This is a genomic window from Acidobacteriota bacterium (assembly GCA_034211275.1).
Taxonomy (GTDB): Bacteria; Acidobacteriota; Thermoanaerobaculia; order Multivoradales; family JAHZIX01; genus JAGQSE01.
In genome coordinates this window covers 1-22,197 of the sequence record JAXHTF010000113.1, presented here as the reverse complement: position 1 = coordinate 22,197, position 22,197 = coordinate 1, and the positions used below count along the sequence as shown (strand labels likewise).

General features: G+C 62.8%; 20 protein-coding genes. 8 read left to right on the top strand and 12 right to left on the bottom strand.

All coding sequences use genetic code 11. The features are described from left to right. A partial coding sequence (locus SX243_16485) for an RHS repeat-associated core domain-containing protein (GenBank protein MDY7094570.1) occupies positions 1–873 on the top strand: 873 nt, incomplete at its 5' end. A gap of 878 nt (positions 874–1,751) precedes the next feature. On the opposite strand, the gene udk is transcribed toward SX243_16485, so the two are convergent. Together udk and mutM are read right to left on the bottom strand one after the other, a co-directional pair. Beyond that, the gene (gene udk / locus SX243_16480; GenBank protein ID MDY7094569.1) at positions 1,752–2,369 is read right to left on the bottom strand and encodes a uridine kinase; all 618 of its coding nucleotides are present in this window, start codon (positions 2,367–2,369) and stop codon (positions 1,752–1,754) included. Positions 2,370–2,472: 103 nt separating this feature from the next. Continuing rightward, complete coding sequence (gene mutM / locus SX243_16475; GenBank protein ID MDY7094568.1) at positions 2,473–3,297, bottom strand: bifunctional DNA-formamidopyrimidine glycosylase/DNA-(apurinic or apyrimidinic site) lyase; 825 nt, start codon at positions 3,295–3,297, stop codon at positions 2,473–2,475. Positions 3,298–3,431: 134 nt separating this feature from the next. On the opposite strand from mutM, the gene SX243_16470 reads away from it, so the two are divergent. Continuing rightward, on the top strand, positions 3,432–4,394 hold the full coding sequence (locus tag SX243_16470; protein ID MDY7094567.1) for a radical SAM protein: 963 nt from the start codon (positions 3,432–3,434) through the stop codon (positions 4,392–4,394). Positions 4,395–4,579: 185 nt separating this feature from the next. Here SX243_16470 and SX243_16465 read toward each other — a convergent pair whose 3' ends face one another. The 5 genes from SX243_16465 to SX243_16445 all read right to left on the bottom strand — a co-directional run bounded on the left by SX243_16465 (position 4,580) and on the right by SX243_16445 (position 9,163). Then, positions 4,580–6,022, bottom strand: coding sequence for a hypothetical protein (locus tag SX243_16465; GenBank protein MDY7094566.1), 1,443 nt, complete (start codon positions 6,020–6,022; stop codon positions 4,580–4,582). Positions 6,023–6,059: 37 nt separating this feature from the next. Beyond that, positions 6,060–7,487, bottom strand: a complete 1,428-nt coding sequence (locus tag SX243_16460) for a tetratricopeptide repeat protein (GenBank protein MDY7094565.1) — start codon at positions 7,485–7,487, stop codon at positions 6,060–6,062. A gap of 123 nt (positions 7,488–7,610) precedes the next feature. Continuing rightward, the gene (locus SX243_16455) at positions 7,611–8,009 is read right to left on the bottom strand and encodes a TraR/DksA family transcriptional regulator (protein MDY7094564.1); all 399 of its coding nucleotides are present in this window, start codon (positions 8,007–8,009) and stop codon (positions 7,611–7,613) included. 43 nt (positions 8,010–8,052) lie between these two features. After that, on the bottom strand, positions 8,053–8,529 hold the full coding sequence (locus tag SX243_16450; GenBank protein MDY7094563.1) for a 23S rRNA (pseudouridine(1915)-N(3))-methyltransferase RlmH: 477 nt from the start codon (positions 8,527–8,529) through the stop codon (positions 8,053–8,055). Positions 8,530–8,548: 19 nt separating this feature from the next. Then, positions 8,549–9,163: a peptide deformylase gene (locus SX243_16445; GenBank protein ID MDY7094562.1), complete on the bottom strand. Its 615-nt coding sequence runs from the start codon at positions 9,161–9,163 to the stop codon at positions 8,549–8,551. A gap of 139 nt (positions 9,164–9,302) precedes the next feature. Here SX243_16445 and SX243_16440 point away from each other — a divergent pair, with 139 nt between their 5' ends. Both SX243_16440 and SX243_16435 read left to right on the top strand, forming a co-directional pair. Continuing rightward, entirely contained in the window at positions 9,303–10,298 is a 996-nt protein-coding gene (locus SX243_16440; GenBank protein ID MDY7094561.1) for an alpha/beta fold hydrolase, read from the top strand. A 221-nt stretch (positions 10,299–10,519) separates the two neighbouring features. Further along, the gene (locus SX243_16435) at positions 10,520–11,878 is read left to right on the top strand and encodes a phosphomannomutase/phosphoglucomutase (GenBank protein ID MDY7094560.1); all 1,359 of its coding nucleotides are present in this window, start codon (positions 10,520–10,522) and stop codon (positions 11,876–11,878) included. A 122-nt stretch (positions 11,879–12,000) separates the two neighbouring features. Here SX243_16435 and SX243_16430 read toward each other — a convergent pair whose 3' ends face one another. Beyond that, a complete protein-coding gene (locus tag SX243_16430) occupies positions 12,001–12,696 on the bottom strand; it encodes a zinc metallopeptidase (protein ID MDY7094559.1) in 696 nt (231 codons plus the stop codon). Positions 12,697–13,060: 364 nt separating this feature from the next. On the opposite strand from SX243_16430, the gene SX243_16425 reads away from it, so the two are divergent. Further along, a complete protein-coding gene (locus SX243_16425; protein ID MDY7094558.1) occupies positions 13,061–13,561 on the top strand; it encodes a TIGR00725 family protein in 501 nt (166 codons plus the stop codon). On the opposite strand, the gene SX243_16420 is transcribed toward SX243_16425, so the two are convergent. Both SX243_16420 and SX243_16415 read right to left on the bottom strand, forming a co-directional pair. Beyond that, positions 13,551–14,327: a hypothetical protein gene (locus SX243_16420; protein MDY7094557.1), complete on the bottom strand. Its 777-nt coding sequence runs from the start codon at positions 14,325–14,327 to the stop codon at positions 13,551–13,553. The two genes, SX243_16425 and SX243_16420, sit on opposite strands and share 11 nt — an antisense overlap. Before the next feature lie 68 nt (positions 14,328–14,395). Further along, positions 14,396–14,962, bottom strand: a complete 567-nt coding sequence (locus SX243_16415) for a thymidine kinase (GenBank protein ID MDY7094556.1) — start codon at positions 14,960–14,962, stop codon at positions 14,396–14,398. Between the two features lie 145 nt (positions 14,963–15,107). Here SX243_16415 and SX243_16410 point away from each other — a divergent pair, with 145 nt between their 5' ends. Continuing rightward, on the top strand, positions 15,108–15,470 hold the full coding sequence (locus tag SX243_16410) for a DUF2203 domain-containing protein (protein ID MDY7094555.1): 363 nt from the start codon (positions 15,108–15,110) through the stop codon (positions 15,468–15,470). Here SX243_16410 and SX243_16405 read toward each other — a convergent pair. Then, positions 15,463–16,236: a nucleotidyltransferase domain-containing protein gene (locus SX243_16405; protein MDY7094554.1), complete on the bottom strand. Its 774-nt coding sequence runs from the start codon at positions 16,234–16,236 to the stop codon at positions 15,463–15,465. The genes SX243_16410 and SX243_16405 overlap by 8 nt on opposite strands. A gap of 639 nt (positions 16,237–16,875) precedes the next feature. On the opposite strand from SX243_16405, the gene SX243_16400 reads away from it, so the two are divergent. Next, positions 16,876–20,778 carry an AAA domain-containing protein gene (locus SX243_16400; protein ID MDY7094553.1) on the top strand — a complete coding sequence of 1,301 codons (3,903 nt, stop codon included), beginning with the start codon at positions 16,876–16,878 and terminating at the stop codon, positions 20,776–20,778. Positions 20,779–20,836: 58 nt separating this feature from the next. Here SX243_16400 and SX243_16395 read toward each other — a convergent pair whose 3' ends face one another. Next, a complete protein-coding gene (locus tag SX243_16395; GenBank protein MDY7094552.1) occupies positions 20,837–21,541 on the bottom strand; it encodes an HAD family phosphatase in 705 nt (234 codons plus the stop codon). A 101-nt stretch (positions 21,542–21,642) separates the two neighbouring features. Here SX243_16395 and SX243_16390 point away from each other — a divergent pair, with 101 nt between their 5' ends. Beyond that, positions 21,643–22,041 (top strand): iron-sulfur cluster assembly accessory protein, encoded by a 399-nt coding sequence (locus tag SX243_16390; protein MDY7094551.1) that lies wholly within the window; start codon positions 21,643–21,645, stop codon positions 22,039–22,041. The last annotated feature ends 156 nt before the right edge of the window (positions 22,042–22,197 follow it).

Sequence of the window (22,197 nt, the reverse complement as noted above, 5' to 3'; positions counted from 1 at the left end):
GACCACCTGGGGAGCCCGAGAGTCCTGACCAACGGCCTCGGCACCGTCACCGGCAAGCACCACTACTACCCCTACGGCACCGAGTACGCCCCGGGCCAGGACGACGAGCAGGAGTACAAATACACCGGCCACCAGCGGGACACCCACGGGCTCTCAGACTACATGCGGGGGCGGACCTGTGCGTTCCCGCTGCAGCGGTTCATGAGCGTGGATCCGGGGAGGGATGGGTGGAATTTGTATGCGTATGGAGGATCGAACCCGCTTCGCTATGTCGATCCTAGTGGACGCGTGATCGCTTCGAGCTATAACTTGGCATCGGCCTTCCGGAGTGCCGTAGCATTGGCTCCCAAAGCCGGGCCTCCTGCGGTTTTTGCAGCGAGCTACGGTGCCACCCGCGCTGTTGCCAGCAACCTTGAGGCGGGTCCTGGCATCACGGTGGATGATGTCTTCCAGGAGATGTTTCTAACCGCTCTAGGAGACACAGAGATCGTAGATCCCTCCGAGACGATGGGCGGTGTCTCTAGCGAGGATCTTGGAGGGACACCGCTGGCGGCTGGTGGTAGTTCTGGTGGTGGAGACGACGGTGGGGATGGGGAAGACTCCAACCGCCCATTACTTGGACAGAATCCGCGATTCTCTAACACAAGGACCAACACCGATCTACCAGGTGGTCGAGCAGCAGCAAGGAGTATTTTCAGGAATCAGACCCGTGGTCAACCCATCGAGTCTCAACCCATGAGTAATGGCGGCGTCCGCCAAAGGGCCCCAGACGGCACACAGCTAAGGATGAATCCTGATGGCAGCACTCGGCTCGATCTACCTGGGCGTGGCCCGGTAGGAAGAGAGACAATTCACTTTTCTCCCACGCAGTAGAACCTAGATAAAGCACCGCATGACAACATCCTTTGATCATAGATCTAGCCTTTCGGATCGTGAGCTTTCCCTTCTTCGAACTGTCGGCACTCGGGGCTGGAGCGGGCTGGCGAGCCAAAGGGGTAGGCTCCGACCGAGCCCGGGGCGCGGTCCAGAGTTTTTCTCCACAGGTAGCTTATGTCTGTCCGGAGATAGCCCTATCCTGATTGGTGCGGAAGCCAGGCTCACTTCGATCCGAACCGAGGTCTTTCGCATAGCCATCTTCAACCTGCCTCAAGATCGCCGAAGCCTCTTTCGGCCGCCGCTCAAGAACTTGGAGCAGGGGCCTCTCGCAGAGCTAGCAAAGGTTCTCGGTGGACATATCGAAGAGATTCTCGTTCTCTCCGTAGAGGATTTCCCCCTGGGGTCGAAGAAATGGCTCCTCGACGAGGGGGTTCTCTTTAGGAGAGGAGCTCGTCGACTCTTGGTGACGACGTCGAGAGATCTACCGCTGGACATCGATCTGACCACGAATGCGAGAGCTATACAGAGTTATCTTCGGCGTGTTGTCAGTGCCCGTTGTGTCTTCCACCGTTGAGAGGTTGTCGCTGACAACCCAGCACCTCTGTGTAGTCACCGACCCTTCCTTCCCAAGAGCCAGCTGGGCGTTCAGCACTGCTGTTCTACAAACCTCAAGAAACTTGATTCCAGAGACCCTTGCGCTATTGGGTGCGTGGGAGAAATCACCGGGAATTGCCAAAGAGCCAGTCTCTAGCCCGGATGATTCATTCAGATCGCATGACAAGAGGGGCAGGCCAGACGTCACAGCGAGACCAGGCATTCTTTATCCGCCTCCAAGGGGTAGAAGCAGGCTTTCGCCACCGGCTGCTAGATCCTCCCTACCGCCCCAACAGCTGTTCCACCCGCGCCACCACCATCTCCAACGCCACGCGGTTCTCACCGCCTTCGGGGATGATGACGTCGGCCCAGCGTTTGGAGGGCTCGACGAATTCTAGGTGCATGGGGCGGACGGTGGATTCGTATTGGGAGAGGACGTCGCTCATGTGGCGGCCGCGTTCGGAGAGGTCGCGGCGGAGGCGGCGGATGAGGCGGATGTCGGCGTCGGTGTCGACGAAGATCTTGAAGTCCAGGAGCTTGCGCAGCTCCGGTTCGACGAAGAGCAGGATGCCCTCCACCAAGACGACGGCTCGGGGGTCGACGCGGCGGGTTTCGGGACTCCGCCGATGGTGGACGAAGTCGTAGAGAGGGCTCTCCACCGCCTTTCCCTCCCGCAACGCCCGCACGTGCTCGATCATCAGCGGATAGTCGATGGAGGCTGGGTGATCGAAGTTGTAATTCAGGGGGCCGTCGGGACTCTCCCACTCGATGTCGCGGTAGTAGTTGTCCTGGGCCAGGAAGGCGATGCGGTGGCGGCCGGCTGCGTCTAGCACGGCGCGGGCGACGGTGGTTTTGCCGGAGCCGGTGCCGCCGGCGACGCCGAGAATCACTGGGTGCATGGGCCGAGTATATGGCCCCCAAGCCCCTTGCGGGTGGCCTCAGCGGTGACAACAGGATTCGAGGAGCGGCCGACTCCAGATGCGGCTTCGAGGTTCGTCGGGCTCAGCGCTGGCAGCCGGGGCAGTAGAAGGTGCTGCGATTCGATTGCACGATGCGTTTGAGGGTCCGGCCACAGCGGCGGCAGGGGTCTCCTTCGCGGCCGTAGACTTCCAGAGAGACTTGGAAATAGCCCGCCTGGCCATCGGCGTCGGCGAAGTCGTTGAGAGTGGTGCCGCCCTCGGTGATGGCGTTGGCGAGGACTTCCCGGACTGCTTCCGCCAGCCGCTGCCAACGGGCGCTGGAGATGCGGGCGACGGAGCGCCGAGGGTGGATGCCGGCGCGATGCAGGGCCTCGGCGGCGTAAATATTGCCGACTCCGACCACCACGCCGGCGTCCATGAGGAAGGTCTTCACCGGGCCCCGCCGCCCCACCGCGGCTTGTTCGAGGGTTTCGCCGGAGAACTCGTCTTCCAGCGGCTCCACGCCGAGATGAACGAATCGACGGTGGCGGGGGAGCTGCGCCGTGGGCAGGGCGAAGGCTTGGCCGAAGCGTCGCGGATCCCTCAGCCTCAGGCGGCGGCCCGAGCTTAGATGCCAGGCCAGGTGCTCGTGGGGCTCCACCGGCGCGTCGCCGTCCACCAGGGTCAGGCGCCCGCTCATGCCCAGATGAATCACCAACGTCGAGCCCTGAGAGAGATGAATCAGCAAGTACTTGGAGCGCCGGCCGAGGGAGAGCACCGTGCGGTCGGCGGTGAGCTGGTGGAGGGTGGCCGGATCGAGGGGCTCCCGCAGCGCCGGTGCCCGCACCTCGACACGGTCGATGTGCTCCCCTCGCAGCCTAGGCTCGAGGCTCCGGCGCAGGACTTCCACTTCGGGTAGCTCGGGCATGGCGCTGATGATACGCCAGCGATGAGGTGAGCGGAGAGTCCAGAGGCACTCCTTCACCAGGCGGTAATTTAGCGGTAATTTTGCCGGTGAGAGCTTGACGGTAATCGGGCGTAAGGCGTAAACTAGGCGGCATCATGAAAAGCATCGCCCTACAGCCTACGCTGCCGCTCTTCCCCACCGAGGCTCCCCTCGGGCGTCCCAATCCCGATGCCGAGGCCGTGCGCTGCCGCGCCGGCGTCGAGCACCACGAGCTGCGGATCCGCACCATCCTCAATCGTTGCACCAGCAGCCGCATGCCCTTCGGCTGGACCATCAACCCTTACCGTGGCTGCGAGTTCGGCTGCACCTACTGCTATGCCCGCTACACTCACAGCTTCTTCGATCTAGACCGCTGGCAGGATTTCGAGCAGCGGATCTACGTCAAACAGAGGGCAGCGGAGGTGCTGCGGCGACAGCTGCGCAAGTCCGACTTCCGCGGCAGCTCCATCGCCATCGGCACCGCCACCGATCCCTATCAGCCGGCGGAGCACCACTATCGGGTCACCCGTTCATTGCTGGAGGTTTTCCAGGAGGTCGAGGGGCTGAGCCTGTCCATCACCACCAAATCTCCCCTGGTGACGCGGGACCTCGATCTGCTGGAGGCCCTGGACGCCCATCACTCGATTCAGGTCCACCTCACCATCACCACCGCCGACCCGGTGTTGGCGCGGCGCATCGAATGCCACGCGCCGGATCCCCGGGCGCGCTTCCGGGCGCTCCGGCAGCTGACGGACCGCGGCATCGAGACCCACGTCTATTGCATGCCCCTGATGCCCGGCATCAACGACAGCACCGAAGCTTTGGAACCGCTCTTCGAGCAGGCCCGGGATCTGGGGGCCACCGACATCGTGGCCAGTCCTCTCTTCCTGCGCTCCAACGCCCGCAGTCGTTTCTTCCCCTGGTTGGAAGAGGAGTTTCCGCATCTGCTGCGGCGGTATCGTCGGCTCTACGGCTGGCGGGACTATCTGCGGCAGGGGGACAAAGACATCCTCATGGCCCCCTTCCGCCAGCTCAAGCTCAAGCACGGCTTCCCCCGCCCCGTGGCCGGTCGTGGCTGACAGCGGCGGCGCTCGCAGCTCCTCCCGCCCCCGCCGCAGTCCTCGGCAGCCTCTGCAGTCCGACGAGAGTCGCCACGATTCGTGGCTGCTGGACGGCTTCGCCCTGGGACCGTTGGCTTGGGTGACCCGCTCAGTGAAGGATGGAAGAGCGGGGGAGAGGTGTGCGGAGACCGTCAGACACGCCGTTAGACAGGGCGAGCCAGGCTGGAGACCAAAGCCGCCAGCGCGCCGTCGGGGTCGGTGCTCTCGCCTTTGAGCAGCATTTCGGTCTCTAGAACCCGCCAGGGCAGCACGCTGAGCACCGCGTCCGGCAGCCGGGAGGCGGCCAGGTAGGCGCGGTGTAGGCGGTAGGGGTGGAGGCCGCCGAGAGGATTCTTTCCCGGTACTGAGAGCTGCTGCTGGAGCGCCGGCGCATGGCGGCTCTTGAACCGGTTGTAATTCTTTTCCCCCGGGGGAACCCGGGCCACCCGCATCATGGAGCGCACCGCCAGCAGCTGGCGGCAAAACCCTGCGAAGAGGGCGAAGAAGGAGAGGCGGGTGGCCATGGGGTCTTCCGCCGCCGCCAGGTAGCGCCGCAGCCGGTCCGTGGCCTCCCGAGGGCGGCCGGCGCCGATGGCGTCGAGGATTTGCCAGACGTCCTCCTCGCCGCGGTCGAGGATGGTGTCCTGCACCAGCTGCTTGTCGATACGCCCACCCTTGGCGGTGGTCGCCAGCTTGCGGTACTCAGCGGCGAAGCGGGCGGTGGTCTCCGAGCGCACCGAGGCGTCGCCCCAATCCGAGCTCTGGCGCAAGGTGCGGCGGGCCAGCTCCTGCTGGCCGTCGCGGGTGATGGCGACACCGGTTTGGCGGTGCAGCTCGGCGGCGAGCTCGTCGAGGCCTTCGAAGCCGCCCTGTTTGGTGGCGGTGACGGAGGCCAGGGCGATCACCGCCTTCTGCTGGGTCAGCGCCTTGACCACCGGGTGATCCTTGGCCACGCCCCGTTCCGCCAGCACTAGACAGTGGCCCTCCGGCAGACCGTCGTGGACGACCTCGGAGAGCTGGGCCAGCTCTCCCTCCGCCCAGCCCGTCAGGCCGCTGGAACGAGCCGCCTCGAGGAGCTCCGCGAGCTGCTGCCGCAGCTTGGCGATCTGTTTCTTGGTGCGGGCGCGCTTGCGGCCTCCCCCCTTCTTGGCGCCGGCCAGAACCCAATCCGGGAGCCGATCCAGAAGATCTCCGGCATCGCCGTCGGCGACTTTCAGGTCGAAGAGATGGAGGGCCTGGAGCAGGCGGGATGCGGCCTGACGGCCGGACCCCGAAAGGGATTCGTCTGGCGGCGGGGCCGGCAGCCCCTTCTCCGCCTGGTCGATGAGGGCCGCCGCCGACTCGCGGTCCGCCAGCACGGCGCTGTCCACCACCAGGATGACTTTGGCGGGGTCGAAGAGGGAGAAGGTGCGCAGGTCGTCGAGGACACTGGACAGCCGTTCCGGATGCCGGCGCTCTTCGACCTCGCAGCCTGCCACCTTCGCCACTGCCTCGGCGATGCGCCGCGCCGCCGGTTCCGAGACCACCAGATCGCCGTGCACCAAATACACGGGGCGCGGGTTTTGACGTCCGAGGTCGTCGATCAGCTGGTCGAGGGGAGAGGGCATGGTCGTTGGAAGCGTCGCGTGTGTTCGAGGGGCAGAACTAGAGGAGAGTGTCCTCGCCGGAGAGGGCTTCCTCGTCCTGTGGCGCCTCCTGATGATAGCCGCCCCAAACCGGCGAGGGCTGGACTCCCAGCTCCTCCGCTGAGAGACGCTCTTCCTCGAAGTCCAGCTCCACCGAGCTCCAGGCTCCACAGCGGGAACAGCGATCCTGCCATTCCGCGTAGCTGGCGGAGCAGCGGCTGCACCGGTACTCGGAGGTGGAGAGGCCGCTGAGGCGGGCACTCGTCAGGTGTTCCTCGAGTGCCGAGGGGAGCTCTCCCAGGCGTTGGTGGATGCGCGCCAGAAGAAAGTGGAAGGTGGGGGAGGCACCGATGCGTTCGCGCACGCTGTCCAGCACCTTGAGGGCCTCCCGGTGCATCTCCAGGCGGTAGTAGAGGCGGCCCAGGAAGAAGCGTGGGAGAAGCTCGTTGCGACTGTCTCCGATGAGGCTCCACAAGGTTTCGATGGCGCGGGCGGGCTCGGCACGGTCGATGAAGAAGTCTTCTAAGCGTTGCAGGAAGACGGGGCTGCCGGTGTGCCGAAAACCGCGACTCCACACCGCCATCGCGCCGTCGGGATCCTCCGAGAAGCGCCGGGCCTCGCCGAGCATGATGGCGGCAGGAATGAATCGGGGCTCCCGATCCAGGAGCTGCTCGAAGATCTCCGCGGCCTCGTCGTAGCGATCCTCTTCCAGGCATCCGACGCCGCGCTGATACTCCAGCCCCAGGCGTACCTCCTCCTCCGCGTCGAGGTCTGGAGATAGGGGGCCGAGGAGCTGCTCGATCCGCTCCTGGAGCTCACCGGCTTCCTGCCAGCGGCCCGCCTCCATGGCCTCGTTACGGCGCCGCCGCAAAACTCGCAGGCCCAGGCCGGGGAATTCCCGCAGCAGCCGGTTGCGTATCTCCGCCGCCACCTGGCTTTGTCCCTGAGCCTCGTAGTCCTCCGCCAAGCGATAGAACACCGCGACGCTTTGGGGATAGAGCACCGAGGCCCGCAGATGCTGATCTACCGCCTCGTCCACCCGCCCCGCCTGGCGGAGCACTTCGCCGTAGCGCAGCAGCACTTGGAAAGCCTGAGGCCGCTCGGCGAGCACCGCCTCCAGCTCTTCGGCGGCTCGGCGCCATTGGTGGTCCGTCTGATAATCCACCGCCCGCTGGAAGGCGCGGTCCAGGCTCTCGTCGTGGCGGGCGGCGCGCCGCTCGGAGCGTAGCGCCAGGTCCCGCCGCAGACTGTCGATCAGCAGAAGGGTGGCGATGGGGACGAAGCTGGCGAGGAAGATCGCCAACAGCAAGGTGTAGAGGGGGATCGAGAGGTCTGCGCCGAGGTGTACCGGCGAACGCAGAAGCTCGGCATTGAGTTGGGCCAGATGGATGGCGCCAACCAAGAGCAGGGCGCCGATGAGGATGCCGAAAAAGGTCCGAACCTTCATACTCCGCCTCGCGGGACGCCGCAGTGTGCGGCGTCCGTGGATGGTTACGTCGTGACCCCGCCCCGGCGTTCGCTGGCGAAGCTGGGGTCGGGTTTACGACCGGAGCCGGCGATCAGAGGAGACTTAGCCCTCTTCTTCGAGCAGGCCCTTTTCTGCCAGCTCCTGATACTCAACCCGGTACTCAGCCCAGGGCACGACCTTGAGTCGTGGAAGCCCAATGGGCTTGCCGGAGTAAAGACAGACTCCGTAGCTACCGTCCTCAATACGCTGCAAAGCGCTCTCGATTTTGCGTAGCTGTTGGCGCTCAGAGTCCGAGAGCGAAAAATTGAGCTCTCGGTTGTAGGCGAAATTCGCGCGGTCGACCAGATCTTCGCTGGCTTCCTCGACGCTCGATTGCCCGGCGCGGAGGTCATGCTGGTAGAGGGCTTGGATCTTTTTGCGCTCTTCCAAGAGGCGCTCGCGAAGGTCCTCTATCTCCTCCGTGGTCAGACCGCTGTCTTGCGCTTGGCTCACTTCGGGCACGATGACATCTCCTCAGGACGTGTTCGATAGGCTGCTGAGGGTCTTATAACTGGCGCCGATGGTAGTTTATTCCGAGCTGAATGGAAAGCGCCCGGTAGATCTGCTCGTAGAGCACCAGCCGCGCTAGCTCGTGGCCCAGGGTCATGGGACCGAAGGAGATCACCTCGCGGCTGGCCTCCAGAACCTCTGGAGCCAACCCCAGATCGGAGCCGATGAGGAAGGTCACCGGGTGGGGCCAGTCGTGGCGGATCCGCGTCATCATCTTCGCCAGCTTTTCCGAGCTGCGGCTCCGCCCGCGGCTGTCCAGGGAGATGATCCAGGAGGGATCCGGCGCTGTCGCCAGGAGCTTTTCTCCCTCGGCGCTGCGGCGGTTCTCGTCGTCGCCGGAGAGCTTCACTTTTACCGGCCGGTCGTGCACTGGCACGTGGCGCGCGATGCGCTTGCGGTAGTCCTCGCACAGGGCTTGCCAGGGCCCCCGCTGGTGGCGACCGGCCCAGAGGATGTGGAATTCGCGGGACACAGAGGGGGGGCGTCTGGGCTCAGCCGACGGCGGCCTGCTCATCGTCGTGGTCCGGACTGTGAGCGAGATACTTCAGCCATTCTTCTTCGAAGCTGAGGGAGCGCAGGTCGCGCATGCGGTCGAGGAAGACGATGCCGTTGAGGTGGTCGTATTCGTGTTGGATGATGCGTGCCTCGAAGCCTTCGGCGACGTAGGAAACGGTCTCGCCATGGCGGTCGAGGCCGCGGACCTTGACCGCCGGATGGCGGGGTACCAGGCCGCGGAGGTCGGGAATGGAGAGGCATCCCTCCCAGTCGTAGACCGCTTCTCCCGGCTCGGGCTCCACCGACGGATTGACCAACACCCGGATCCGCTCTCCGTCGTCGTCCGAAGTCTCCTCTTGCGGGCTCTCGGAGGCCTCTTCTTTCTCCGGGCTCCCCGTTTTCTCCGGGCTCCCTGTCTGGTAGACGAAGAGCTGCAGATCTTTGCCCACCTGCGGCGCCGCCAGGCCGACTCCGGAGGCCGCCTTCATGGTCTCGATCATGTCGTCGATGAGCACCTGGAGCTCGCGCACCTGGAGACGTGCAGGATCCACCGCTCGGGCGCTGCTGCGCAGGATCGGGTCGCCGAGGCGATGAAGTCTCAATACGGTCATCAGAGTACGGTCCTATCAGCTCGTTTCAGCCCCGGCCTCACGCCGGGTATTTCAGAGCCTGTCGAACCACCAGTATACCGCGCTCCGGAACCTCGTCTTGGGATCTGCAACAACCTGCCCGTGGTATCCTGAACAGCCTATGGCCGCGAGCAGCAGTGAGGAGATTCAACGACACGAGCGTCGGCGACGCCTGGCCAAAGGCCTGCTCATCGGCGGTGCCGCCATCGGTTTGCCGGCCCTGGCCAACGCTTGGGTCCGGCGCAACGCTGGCCGCCTCCAGGCTTCGGTTTGGGGGCGCCCCCGCGCCTACGCCTGGGCTCACGGGGAGATCTCGTTCCAGCAGCTGGGGGAGGGGCCGCCGGTGGTCCTCCTGCACTCTTTCGGGCCGGGACACGACTCCCTGGAGTGGCGCCGGGCGAGCGAGATTCTGGCCGAAACCCATCGGGTCTACGCCCTCGACCTCCTCGGCTGGGGGCGTTCCGACAAGCCCCAGCGAACCTACGACGGCGAGCTCTACATCCAGCTGGTCCAAGATTTCCTCCACGACGTGGTGCGGGAGCGAACGGTTTTGGTGGGCTCCGGGCTTTCCGCTGCCTACGCGGTGCAGGTGGGGGTCGACCACCCTCAGCTGCTGCGGGCGGTGGGGCTGGTCTGCCCCCTGGGGCTCGACCTCCACGGGGAGGAGCCGGATTTCAAGGACGCCCTGCTCTACCGCTTGATGCGCCTGCCGGTGCTGGGTACCGCCGCGCTCAATCTCTACACCAGCCGGGCCGGCATCACCGGGCACCTGCGCAACGACGTCTACGCCGGTTCCGAACGCGCCGACGCCGGATTGGTGGAGCATCACTATCGCGCCAGTCACGGCTCCGGAGCCCACGCGGCGCTGGCGGCTTACCTGGCGGGGTACCTCAACCACAGCGTGCGTCGGGTGCTGCCGCGGCTCAGCGTTCCGGTGTGGGTCGGCTGGGGCCGCCAGTCCAAGAGCCCCGGGGTGGACCACTCGGACCAATGGCTCAAGCATCTGCCGGAGGCCCAGCTGGAGGTCTTCGAGGGTGCGGGGAATCTGCCCCACGCGGAGGTTCCGGAAGCTTTTTGCCGGCGCCTCGGGGGAATGCTTCGAGAGCTTCCCGACTGAGTCGCCCGCAGCTGAGTCGCTCGCAGCGCGGCCCGACTGTCGCCACGAGCTGTTAGCAACGAGGAGATCGATTCGAACCCAGCGCCCCCGGAGCCTTCCCCCGGGCGGTGCGCCATCAACGATAGCGAGCCGGTGCGCCCCTGCGGTGGCCGGATTGTGGGAGTCCCGACGCGCCGCGGGCGGGTCGCCGGGCTCCGGTTTCTGAGGAGAAAACGACCGTCATGGCTGGAATCTTCAAGGCGTACGACGTCCGGGGTACCTATCCCGACCAGATCAACGAAGACATGGCGCGGCAGATCGGCCAGGCTTTCCAATTCGTCCTCGACGAGGACGACCGAGCCCGGGGCAACACCATCATCGTCGGCCGGGACATGCGCTCCCACAGCGTGCCCCTGAGCAAAGCCCTCATCGAAGGCCTGCGCAGCAGCGGTTTCGACGTTCTCGACATCGGTCTCGCCACCACTCCCATGAGCTACTTCGCCGTCGGCTACCTAAAGGCCGCCGGCGGCATCCAGGTCACCGCCTCCCACAACCCGGCGCGCTACAACGGGCTCAAGTTCAGCCGTCACGACGCCTGGCCGGTGTCCGGCGATCACGGCATCCCGCTGATGGAGGAGAAGGTCGAGTCCGGCGATCTGCCGACCCAGGAGCCCCAGGGCGGCCTGGAGCAGGGCACCATCTTCGAGCAGTACAGTCAGCACGTGCTCAGCTTCCTGCGACCGCCCACCGACGGCCGCAAGCGGCTCAAGGTGGTGGTGGACGCCGCCAACGGCATGGGCACCATCTACCAGCCGATTCTCGAGCAGATGCAGATCGAGCTCATCCCCCTCTACTTCGAGCTCGACGGCAGCTTCCCCAACCACGAGGCCAATCCGCTGAAGATGGAGAACCTGGAGGATCTGAGCCGCGCCGTCAAAGAGCACGGCGCCGATCTGGGCGTCTCCTTCGACGGTGACGCCGACCGTTCCGCCTTTGTCGACGAGCGGGGCCGCCCCATCGGCAGCGACCTCATTACCGCCCTCATCGGCGGCGAGCTTCTCCGCCACGACCCCGGCAAAGCGGTGCTCTACGATCTGCGCTCCTCCCGGGCGGTGGCGGAGTACATCGAAGAGGCCGGCGGCAAGCCGGTGCGCGAGCGGGTGGGCCACTCGTTCATGAAGGCCACTCTGCGCAAGGAAGAAGGCGTCTTCGGCGGCGAGCTGGCGGGCCACTACTACTTCCGGGACCACTACAACGCCGACTGCGCGATCCTGGCGGTGGTGGAGATCCTCAACCTGCTGTGGGAAAGCGGCAAGAGCATGTCGGAGCTGGTCCAGCCCCTGGAGCGCTACTCCAAGTCGCCGGAGATCAATTTCCAGGTCGAAGACAAAGCCGGCAAGATGGCCGCCTTGGCGGAGCGCTACTCTGACGCCGACATCGACCGCCTGGACGGCATCACCATCAGCTATCCCTCGTGGTGGTGCAACGTGCGCCCGTCGAATACCGAGCCGTATCTGCGCTTGGTGCTGGAGGCGGAGACGGAGGAGGAGATGGAGGCGCGGAAGGCGGAGCTGGTGGCGCAGCTAGGCCAGCCTGTTTAGCCTCACCGCCCAGCGCACGCTAGACGGTGAGGCCGCTGGTACCAGCGGACAAAGTGCAAGAACCCCCGCGGGCCCAGCAGGCCACGCGGGGGTTCTTTGCGTCTGCGGTGGTGAAGAGGGCGTCAGTCGCTGCGACCGCCCAGCAGGCCGGCGCGCATGAGGAAGTAGAGCAGGGTCAGCAACGTCGAGATGGCGGCGGCGACGTAGGTCAGGGCCGCGGCGTTGAGCACCTTGTCCATTCCCTGGCGCTCCTGGGCGCTGACGATGCCGTGCTCTACCGCCAGGCGCTTGGCCCGGGCGGTGGCGTCGAACTCCACCGGCAGGGTGACGATCTGGAAGAGCAGCACCGCTGAGAACAGGATGGCGCCCAGCAGGACGATGTTGGCGGAGCTGAAGATCAGACCGCCGATCATCACGAAGTAGCCAATGCTGGAGCCGATGTTGGCGGTGGGCACCAGCATCGAGCGGATCCACATGGGCTTGTAGTGGGCCGCGTGCTGGATGGCGTGGCCGGCCTCGTGGCAGGCGACCCCGACGGCGGCGATGCTCGGCGACGAATAGACGTTCTCCGACAGCGCCAGCGTCTTGTTGGTGGGGTTGTAGTGGTCGCTCAGGAAGCCGTTGGTGGGTACCACCTTCACGTCGTTGATGCCGGCCCGCTGCAGCATGATCTGCGCCGCCTGGGCGCCGGTGATCCCGTTGGAGCTCCGCACCTTGGAGTATTTGTTGAACGCAGATTTGACGCGCAGGCTCGCCCAGCCGGACAGCAGCATGCCCGGCAGCAGAACCAGCAGGATATACATCGGGTCGAAGAACATCTCTCTCGTACTCTCCTTCTTCGTCGTTGGGATTCCGCCGCGCCGCCGAAAAGCTGATCGGCTGCGTCATAGTGAAGCTTGTTCGCGGCAGAGAACCTGGGGCAGGAACCCCAGTGCCAAGGATAACAGCCTCGCAAGGGCTGAAATTCCGCCGTCCAGCTGTCTTACGGGGGCCTTCGCGCCGGAAACCTGACCGCCGGAATAGCCCCACGAGGGGTTGAAACCCCTCGCTACTGCATCTCGGCCCTGGCGGGACGACACCCCCGCCCGTCCGTGAGCCCGCACTCAAAGCTCCCTACCCGGAGCGCGATAGCATTCCCTTGAGCTCGCCACGGTTCCTAATTCTTGGTCTTCGAGGATCCCCATGACTTCTTCTCCTGCCGCTCTCCAGATCTCCGTTATCGGTGCCGGCGTTGCCGATGAACCCTTGCTGCAGAAGGCCGAGGCCGTCGGGCGGCTTCTGGCCGAGGCTGGAGCGGTGGTGGTGTGCGGCGGTCGCGGCGGGGTGATGGAGGCCGCCTGCCGCGGCGCCCAGGGCACCGGCGGCGTCACCCTGGGGGTTCTCCCCGGCTCCGGCCCCGACGATTCGCCCCCCAATGCTCACGTCACCCATGCGATCTACACCGGTCTGGGGCAGGGCCGCAACCAGGTGGTGGTGCTCTCCGGCTCTGCTGCCATCGCCATCGGCGGTGCCTGGGGCACCCTCAACGAGATCGCCCTGGCCTTGAAGCACGGCCGCACGGTAGTGTGTTTGGGGAGCTGGCAACTGGAGCGGCCCGACGGCCTGCCGGAGCCTCGGTTGTTGAGGGCCGAGGCCCCAGAGGAAGCGGTGCAGCTCGCCCTCGACGCGGGTCTCAAAGCATGAGAGCGAAGAGCATCACCATCAGCATCGGGATGGCGAAGAGCATGACCGCCAGCAGGAACGACCCGGGGCTACTCAGGAGGGATTGGGCGCCCATAAAGACGAAGGAGAGCTCGGAAGCCAGGGTCCGCTGGGTATGGTCGTGGCTCGCCGCTTGCCGCCAGTTGTCCTCGACTCCTTTCGACACGCCGGTCCCTCGTCTCGCGGTGAGCAGACCGGCTTGGGCGAGCTGCAGGATGAGGATCAATGGCAGGCCGATGAGGGATCCGACCAAAACCAAAATGAGCAGCAGTCGGGACCGGTCGGGATCGTGAATGAGGGGCAAGAGCGCCACCATCGATGCGGCCGCTGCAACGCCCATCCGCAGCGTCCAGAAGAGGCCTCCGCTCACTCCCGGCGCTTGCTGTGGGCTCTCCTGTTGGTCGAGCTTGGACCCGCTGAAGGCAAGAGCCTGGAGAAGCATCAGCGCACCGCACATCGTCGCGCCGACGAGGGGGCGGAAGAGAACCACCGGGAGGCTCTTGCTCGGCCAGCTCCCGGCGGAGTCGCCGAAGTCGCTCCAGCGGATCGGGATGTGCTCCGGAATCGTGCCCCAACCGAGCCACAGTGCGAGGCTGACAGCGCTGAGAAGGAGGAAGGGGGACAGCTGACCCAGCCACCAGGAGACCCCGGTCCGGCGACTCGATGGATTCCGCCAGGCCAGCAAGAGCACCAAGAATCCACCGCTCAGTGCCACCCCCCAGGTCGCGACCGCTACGAGATTCGGCATTCGTCCTCCTTTCTCGACCTCAGCCCCAGGGTGAGGATGGGGTTTGGGAGGGGGAAAGAGTCGCCGATTCAGTCCCGATAGGGCTCGAAGCAGCGCCGGCAGCGCGCCTCGTAGGACTCCAGATCTCCCACCTGCACCTGATCCGAGCCGCCGGCGATGCGCTGGCTGTAGTGGGCCGGGCGTCCGCAACGCACGCAGACCGCGTGCATCTTGTCGACATACTCGGCCACCGCCAGAATGTGGGGCATGGGGCCGAAGGGTTGGCGACTGAAGTCCTGATCGAGTCCGGCCACGATCACCCGCAGCCCGGCGTCCGCCAGCTCCATGGTCAGGTCCACGAGGCCCAGGTCGAAGAATTGAGCCTCGTCAATTCCGACTACGTCGACCCCGATCTCGAGGTTTCGCCGCAGCGTCTTGCTGTCCCCGACACTGATCGCATCCAGCTCCCGATTGTCGCGGGTGATCAGCCGCTCCGGATCATGCCGCGTATCCGCCTGCGGCTTGAAGACCTGCACCCGCTGCCGCGCGATCACGGCCCGGCGCAAGCGGCGTACCAACTCCTCACTCTTGCCGGAGAACATGCCTCCGGTGATCACCTCGATATGTCCGACGGAGCGTTCGCCAAAAATCGTCATAGACGGGAAATCGTATCGCAACTGGCCGCGAGTTGCTCGCTCTTAGCTCGCCGCGAAGCCACTCCGCCACGGGAGCCCGATTGACCTCCCCCAAGCTTTGCTGGACAGCTTGGGTCCCCTCCCTGGCTCTGCTACGATCCCTCGAATGAGCGAGACCACCAAGCTCCCTTCCGAGCACAAGATCTTCACCTATCAAGAGGCGCTGGAAAGCTTCCCCGCCGTCCAAGAAGCCACCGCCCAAGCCGTGCGCCGCATCGAGGCCCTGGTCAACACCCTCGGCAGCCGCGAGGAAATGGAAGACCGCAAGGCCGAGCTCGAAGAAGCCTGCCAGGCTATCGTCGACGACTGGGTCGACACCATCACCGGCTTCGGTTGCGAGGTGAAAGGCATGTGGCTCGTCGACTGGGACTCCGGCGACGGCTACTACTGCTGGAAGTTCCCCGAAGAGACCCTCTGCCACTACCACGGGTACGACGAGGGCTTTGCGGGGCGGGTGCAGATTAATTAGCCGTCGGTGACTCTCCGAAACTGAGCTCCTCAAGCTCCGCCCGCTGCCATGCGTCGGGCTCCTTCTCTAGCCACCGCACGTTCAAGATGCCTCGCGGGAAGGGGTGCCCGGTCTGCTGGTGCGCCACTTCCCCCAGGCAGAAGCTCCAGCCCTGGAGCCAGGCGCTGAGCTCCTGCTTCTGCACCTCGGTGCCGCGCAAGAGGATGTAGAGATCGATGTCGCTCCCCGGGCCGGCGTCGCCGCGGGCGGTGCTACCCCCGATGAAGATCCGCTCGATGCCGAACCTCTCCGGATCGATGCGATCCGCCAACGCTTCGGCAAACCGCTGCCTCCAGGCCCAATGATTGCGCCGCGCCGACGTCTGCTCTCCCATCAGCTCGGTGTGCTTCCACTCCAAGTACTCCCCCAGCCGGCCGGCAATGCGGCTCAGCAGCTCCGCTTCCTCATCGAGAAACGGCTCTTCGCCGGCCATCGCGGCGGGACCGTGGTCGCTCACCAGAATTTGCCCCACTTCGGTTCCCCAGAGACGCACGGGTTCCGACATGGTTTGCCCTTCGGCGGTAAAGCCCGGTCCCACATAACTCCGGCCGAGATACTCGATCCGAGCCCCCGTGGTCTCCGGATGCTGCCACCCCGCGGGGATCTCCCGCAAAATCCGCAGAAACGCCGAAGCCGGCGTCTGCTCCCGCTCCGCGAGCACGGCGTCGATGGAGTAGAGGCAGCGGAGCTCTTTGGCTCGTTCTTGGAGGGCGTGGAGGTCTTTCATGGGGGCTCAGGTGGGGGCCGCGCTGCACGATCCCAAATGCTGCCTTCAAAGTGACTCGAGACTCCGAACCAATTCTAGAGGCTTCTTGAATAGCACGAATCACCCTAGAGTGACCTCGTTGACTGCGGCGTTGAGTGTTTATAGTCGCCCAAGGAGTCCGAGAATGGGAACTAGCCAAGCTCAATTAGTCAACGACGATGAAATGGAACTCTCCGGTGCGCCGACATGGTGTAGTCGAGAGGCCTACTGCGAGCTGCCTTCAGCTAGGCGTCAAGGATCGCTAACCGCCGATTCCCCTTCTGAGGTTGACTATACTGCTGGAAGCCACCCATGACGAGGCTCAGGTCTTTCCGGAGGTCAGCCAAGTGGTGGAGAAGAGAGTAGCACCTCTCAAGGCTGAATAGTGCGGGAGCATATACTGGCGAGAGTGAAGTGAGTCGGAACTGATCTCAGGAATAGATTCCAGCTTGTCTGCGCAACTTGGAAACATTTGGTATTTCACCGTGCTCTGCCTCAGCTAGCATTCTGAAAGGCTATTAGCTATCCAACCCCGGCCTGAGGACGAAGGCCGACAGAACGAAGCCGCGGGACATTCCAGGCAACCCTTGGAGAGGCTATCCTGGAGGCAGAGCCAAAAGTATGAGCCATCTCTCTGAACAAAAGGTGCCTCTTCCAGGCCCTCTAGATGAATTCTGCGAGGCGCTGCAGGAAGAAATCGCTGAGGCGCGCAACTTCAGCAGCACAAACCGGATCTTGCTTGAAAATGGACGAAGGCTCTATCAGCGTAATGGCTATGTTCTGTACGCTTTCACAATCTCAAGCCTGGCGCTCAGCAGTCTCTCTGGTATTCCTTCTGATGCGCCAGTCGATATCTATGTTGGAGGCCAGCGGTTCGATGCGACCTTCGTCGCTGTAGAGAAACTCTCCGTTTCTGTAGCCTTAAAGCAAAATATCGGTCCATTTCTCGAGCATGCCGAACTGCAATGGGACCTCTCCAAGCTCCTCGAACGCCTAATTGACCGAATCGAGGAGTTGGCTGACGAACCGAATCGCCTTGGCAATCTTTTGTTGGGGCAAGGAGGTGTGGAGGGCTCAGAGGTACTTTTTACAGCCCTTCAGAAGCCTGTGCCGCTCAATGAAGGACAATACAGGGCGGTTTCATCGAGTCTCGGGAGAACCCTCACCTTTATTTGGGGACCACCTGGAACCGGAAAGACAGGTGTCATCGGGCAGCTAGGAGCCCAGTTCTTGATCTTGGGGCGTACTGCCCTAATCGTTTCTCATACCAATGTTGCTGTTGATCAAGCAGCGCACAGAATAGCGGAAACGGCAGGTGAAGAACTGCGTGAGAGATTAGAGCAAGGTGCAGTGATTCGGGTTGGCGACCACCGTGACGATCAGCTCAGTGAGCTGGTTCGAATGGACTATCATATTGATAAAAGAACGAGGTGGTTGGCCCGCGAGCTTCAGAACTATGAGTCAAGGAGAGATGAACTGGAGGCGCTCCTCCGAGACAATGAGGTGGAGTGTCGAGTAGCTCGATGGCTTGAAGGGCTCGCGGGAAGTGTTGATGCCATTGAGGCTTTGCTCCGAGAATCGGAAGAGATGGACAGCTGCCTCCAAGAAGGTTCGTCAGAGATTCTGGAGCTTGAGCAAGAAAGAAAGTCTCTTGAGCAAAAGATCATTGCGACTAAGGAAAAGGTTGATTTAGAGAGAGCGTACGAGCACCTCAGGGCTAGGCTGATAGAGGAGGAAGCCCGCTCGGCTAATTTGTCCTCGGCCGCAGAGCGAGCAAGCTCGAGATCTCAGGCTGCATCGGAAGCCCTTGTCACTGCACAGAGTCATGCTCGGCTTGCGAAGGAAATCGAGCCGCTTCGCAGAAGGCTCGCAGATTATCCTTCAAGAGAAGAGCAAGCCGCACTCGTGGCCCGCCTCGCGCAGAGTTCCTTCGAAGCGGAGGAGACTCTACGGAGGCTTCGCGCTCAGCTGGCTGAAGCAAAAGAGACAGCAACTGCGATAGGAAGAGCCAATCTTCTGTCACGTTTGGTACGGCGCTTACCTAGTCCCGCCGAGCAGTTGGCTATAGTCGATAGACTGAGCGCAGTAGTGGCTACTTCGAGGGCGAACCTAGAAGCTGAGCGCTCTGTTCTGTCGGAAGAGAAGAAGGTTCTTGCCGAGATTGTGCGGCTTGAGTCTCGACTGGAAGTTCATCTTTCTGTGCCGAGTCTAGCCACCGCAGAGAGGCTTCTTGCTCAGGCTCAGACCGACCAAGTAGAGGCTAGCCGCCTTGCCGCAGCCAGAGACGCTGAGCTCAAGATTGGGCACGAGCGCGTCTTAGCTCTTCGTCAGCAAGTCCTTCGGCTACAGAGAAAAATTGATCCGACAGCATCAGCGGTGCTAAAGGAGGCGCTCAACAGGCTCAGGACAATAGAAGAGTTTCGTCTTGACTATGAGAGGCAAGTTCAGAGACGTGATCGAGTTGTCAGCCTGCTTCAGGGTAAAGTGCAAAGCGTTAGGGAAGAGATCCGCGAAATGGGCCTTGCTTCTCAGAAGCCTGTTTCATTTGATTTCGACGACGAGTTGAGGCTTGCCCGGGGACGTGCAGAAGATCTCCTTGGTGATCGGAGCCTTGAGAGCCTTCTGGGTACCAGGCGATCTGTCGAGGGAGAGATGGGCGGAATACTGGAGCAGATAGAGTCTCTGAAGGAAAGGTTAAAGAGCGTAGAGGATGAGGTGATTGAGAGTGCTCAGGTTGTTGTTACGACATTAGCGCGATCATATCTGCGCGGAGCAATAACGAAGAGAGTATTTCATACTGTAATCCTCGACGAGGCATCTATGGCTCCTATTCCTGCTCTCTGGGCCGCTGCTGCGCTCGGTACGGACTGCGGAGTGATCGTGGGAGACTTCAGGCAGCTACCGCCTATCGTCCAGTCTAAAAAGGACCTCCCAAAGAAGTGGCTAGGTAGGGACGTGTTCGAAGTCGCTGGCATGGATAATCCCGCCTGTGGGGATGACCATTTTTCTCCTCTTCTTGTACAGTATAGGATGCGGCCTGAGATTAGTAGACTTGTCAGCGAAATGTTTTATGAAGGCCTTCTTGCCGAAGATGTGCAGGCCACGAGCAAGCCCCCGGGAGGATGGTATAACGCTGAGTGGCAGTATGATGCTCCGCTGGTACTAGTAGATACAGGTGACCTCGGTGCATGGGTTACGGCAGTGAGGCGTGGGCGACGGAGCAGTCGTCTTAATTTTCTCTCGGCCGGCCTAGGAGTAGATATAGCCCATCAGTTGTTACGTAAGGAGCGAAGGCCTTGGAGGGAGGGTGAGTCCGCGCGTATTTTGATGATCAACCCGTATCGGCCCCACGCGCAGCTTCAAGAAGCAATACTCCGTAACGACGGGCTTCTCGGTGAGGTGATCCCCGGAACTGCGCATAGTTTTCAGGGTAGTGAGGCTGAGGTCGTAGTCTTGGATTTGGTCAATGACGAGCCACATTGGCGGGTGGGCATGTTTATGCCCTCAAATGACGACACGTTTCGGCGCCTCTTTAATGTGGCGATGAGCCGAGCAAAGCGTAGGCTCATCGTGGTCGGGGACCTAGAGTATGTCCGGAAGAGGGCGAAAAAGGCCTTTGTCGGTAGAGTCTTGATCCCCTTGCTTCGAGAGTCTGGGCGATTGGTTCCAGCATCAAGCGTTATCAGGGCTTTCAGGTCTCAGGTGACTTATCAGGAGTTTCTGGCAGGCGATGATGAAGTAGAGCTTGAGCGTCATGTTGTGAGCCAGGAGGGTTTCTTTCCGCTGCTTTTAAGGGATCTCGCAGCGGCGGAGAAGAGGGTTATTTTTTATTCTCCATTTCTAGGGTCTGAGCGTTTACAGCTTCTTCATGCTGAGCTTTTCGCTGCTACGAGCCGAGGAGTGAAGGTCCTTCTGGTTACCAGAGCTTTGAGAGACCGTGGAGCGAGAGAGCTGGGTCGGTATAAGTCGATGGAGGCAGCTCTGCGGAGTTGGGGCTTGACTATCATCCATAAGCGCAGGATGCATGAAAAACTGGTTGTAGTCGACGATGATGTCCTATGGGTTGGCTCTCTGAACGCTTTAAGTCAGGCGAGCTCACACGAGATTATGGAGAGGCGGAGAAGTCCCGCGCTTGTTGGAGAGTATTTACAGCGACTCAAGACGGAAGAACTCATCGCGGAATTTGAAGGCGCAGGAGAGAGGTGTCCGATCTGCTCGTCTGAGATGATCGCTCTCGAAGGCGCTCAGGATCCATTTTATTGGTCTTGCTCGGAGCCCGATTGCTATACAAGAAGTCTCGGCGAGAAGCCACTAAAGAATCAGAGAATCCGTTGTAGGAATTGTGGTGCAAGAGTGGAGCTTGGTGACTGGGGTGGTAAACCTCATTGGCGTTGTGTAGAGAATCGGCAGCATCGACAGAGAGTCGCTCGTTCTCATTTGAGGGTGCCAGCGATCCGAGAGCAAATCCCCAAGAGATCCCTCCCTCGGCTTGAGCGGAGGCTCGGGCTAGAGTCAAAGGCCTAGCGCTCGGAGTCTGGGAAAAGCTGAGACTTGCAGGCGTGAATGGGGAGTGCTCGTTTCGCTACCCCGCCACCTCCCCATAAAACCCCCGCAAATCCTCACACGTCAACCCCTCGATCCCCTCAACCACTTTCCCGGCCAGCTTCAACGCCTCCGCCGGGTAGGTATGGGCCACTCCCACGGTCACCATCCCCAGCACCGATGCGGCCTCCAGGCCGGCGGGAGTGTCTTCGAGCACGAGGACTTCGTGGGGGTGGATGAGGCGGTCGGGGAGGGGGGGGAGGGAATTCAAGCCCTGGAGTCCGCGTTGATAACCTTCGGGGTCGGGCTTGCTCGCCTGGACGTCGTCGGCGGGGACGAGGATCTTGAAACGGTCGAGGAGACCGGCCTGGCGGAGGGCGCCTTCGACCTCTTCGCGCAGGGCGCCGCTGACGACGCCGAGCATGAGGCCGGCGTCGCTGCAATTGCGGATCAAGTCTTCGGCGCCGGGGAAGAAGGGGTAGCCTTGCTCCTGGATCACCTGCTGGTAGTACATCGACTTGCGGGTGATCAGCCGCATCATCTGCGGTAGCTCGGCGGGTCTGCCGTGGGCTTCGAGGATGGCCTGGAAGCACGCGCGGTCGTCGTAGCCGACGTACTCGCGGTAGTAGTCCTCCTCCGAGAGCTCGATGTCCTCCTCGGCGAGGACTTTGCGGAAGAGCTCGAAGTGGAGGGGTTCGTCGTCCACCAAGACGCCGTTGAAGTCGAAGAGGATGGCTCGCAACATGGGACGATGATAGCGATCCGCCGGTTTCGCGCAAGGTTTGACAACACGCGGGCCCACGGCTATGTTGGAAAGTCAGGGTTTGCCGTGAAGGAGATACGAAGATGGAATCAGTAGAAAAGACGCCCGAAGAGACGACCCCAGATGGGATGACAGCACCGCCGGAGGCCCCATTCCCCGTGGTGATGACCCCCAAGGCGGTCAACATGGTGAAGATCACCCGCGAGCAGGAGGGCATGGACGACAGCTACGGCCTGCGCATCGCCGTCCGCGGCGGCGGCTGTAGCGGCTTCGAGTACGCTCTGGACTTCGAACAGGAGCAGCGCTCCAACGATTGGGTCTACCAGCAGGGCGACCTGACCGTGATGGTCGACCCGGTGAGCGCGCGGTACCTGCAGGGGACCGAGATCGATTACGTCCTGGGCAACACCGGGGCCGGGTTCAAGTTCAACAACCCCAAGGCCGTGGGTTCCTGCGGCTGCGGGTCGTCGTTCTCGGTGTAGCACCGAGCCGACGCACGCATCGTCTCCCCTCGCCGCTAGCCCGGATTATTCATGGAAGTCCGCTGATCCAGCCGTGAGCCGGTCGATCGGAGACCTTCCTCGGCCCCGAATCGCCAGTTGGACGGTCTTTGCAGCCCCATCGAAAGGCTGCCCACG

What these genes read in the sequence shown, in the direction of transcription:
- SX243_16395 (MDY7094552.1), bottom strand. Translation starts at nt 21,541, where the DNA reads ATGTTGCGAGCCATCCTCTTCGACTTCAACGGCGTCTTGGTGGACGAC.
- SX243_16390 (MDY7094551.1), top strand. Translation starts at nt 21,643, where the DNA reads ATGGAATCAGTAGAAAAGACGCCCGAAGAGACGACCCCAGATGGGATG.
- SX243_16435 (MDY7094560.1), top strand. Translation starts at nt 10,520, where the DNA reads ATGGCTGGAATCTTCAAGGCGTACGACGTCCGGGGTACCTATCCCGAC.
- udk (MDY7094569.1), bottom strand. Translation starts at nt 2,369, where the DNA reads ATGCACCCAGTGATTCTCGGCGTCGCCGGCGGCACCGGCTCCGGCAAA.
- SX243_16440 (MDY7094561.1), top strand. Translation starts at nt 9,303, where the DNA reads ATGGCCGCGAGCAGCAGTGAGGAGATTCAACGACACGAGCGTCGGCGA.
- SX243_16465 (MDY7094566.1), bottom strand. Translation starts at nt 6,022, where the DNA reads ATGCCCTCTCCCCTCGACCAGCTGATCGACGACCTCGGACGTCAAAAC.
- SX243_16460 (MDY7094565.1), bottom strand. Translation starts at nt 7,487, where the DNA reads ATGAAGGTTCGGACCTTTTTCGGCATCCTCATCGGCGCCCTGCTCTTG.
- SX243_16430 (MDY7094559.1), bottom strand. Translation starts at nt 12,696, where the DNA reads ATGTTCTTCGACCCGATGTATATCCTGCTGGTTCTGCTGCCGGGCATG.
- SX243_16445 (MDY7094562.1), bottom strand. Translation starts at nt 9,163, where the DNA reads ATGACCGTATTGAGACTTCATCGCCTCGGCGACCCGATCCTGCGCAGC.
- mutM (MDY7094568.1), bottom strand. Translation starts at nt 3,297, where the DNA reads ATGCCCGAGCTACCCGAAGTGGAAGTCCTGCGCCGGAGCCTCGAGCCT.
- SX243_16405 (MDY7094554.1), bottom strand. Translation starts at nt 16,236, where the DNA reads ATGAAAGACCTCCACGCCCTCCAAGAACGAGCCAAAGAGCTCCGCTGC.
- SX243_16425 (MDY7094558.1), top strand. Translation starts at nt 13,061, where the DNA reads ATGACTTCTTCTCCTGCCGCTCTCCAGATCTCCGTTATCGGTGCCGGC.
- SX243_16420 (MDY7094557.1), bottom strand. Translation starts at nt 14,327, where the DNA reads ATGCCGAATCTCGTAGCGGTCGCGACCTGGGGGGTGGCACTGAGCGGT.
- SX243_16400 (MDY7094553.1), top strand. Translation starts at nt 16,876, where the DNA reads ATGAGCCATCTCTCTGAACAAAAGGTGCCTCTTCCAGGCCCTCTAGAT.
- SX243_16410 (MDY7094555.1), top strand. Translation starts at nt 15,108, where the DNA reads ATGAGCGAGACCACCAAGCTCCCTTCCGAGCACAAGATCTTCACCTAT.
- SX243_16415 (MDY7094556.1), bottom strand. Translation starts at nt 14,962, where the DNA reads ATGACGATTTTTGGCGAACGCTCCGTCGGACATATCGAGGTGATCACC.
- SX243_16470 (MDY7094567.1), top strand. Translation starts at nt 3,432, where the DNA reads ATGAAAAGCATCGCCCTACAGCCTACGCTGCCGCTCTTCCCCACCGAG.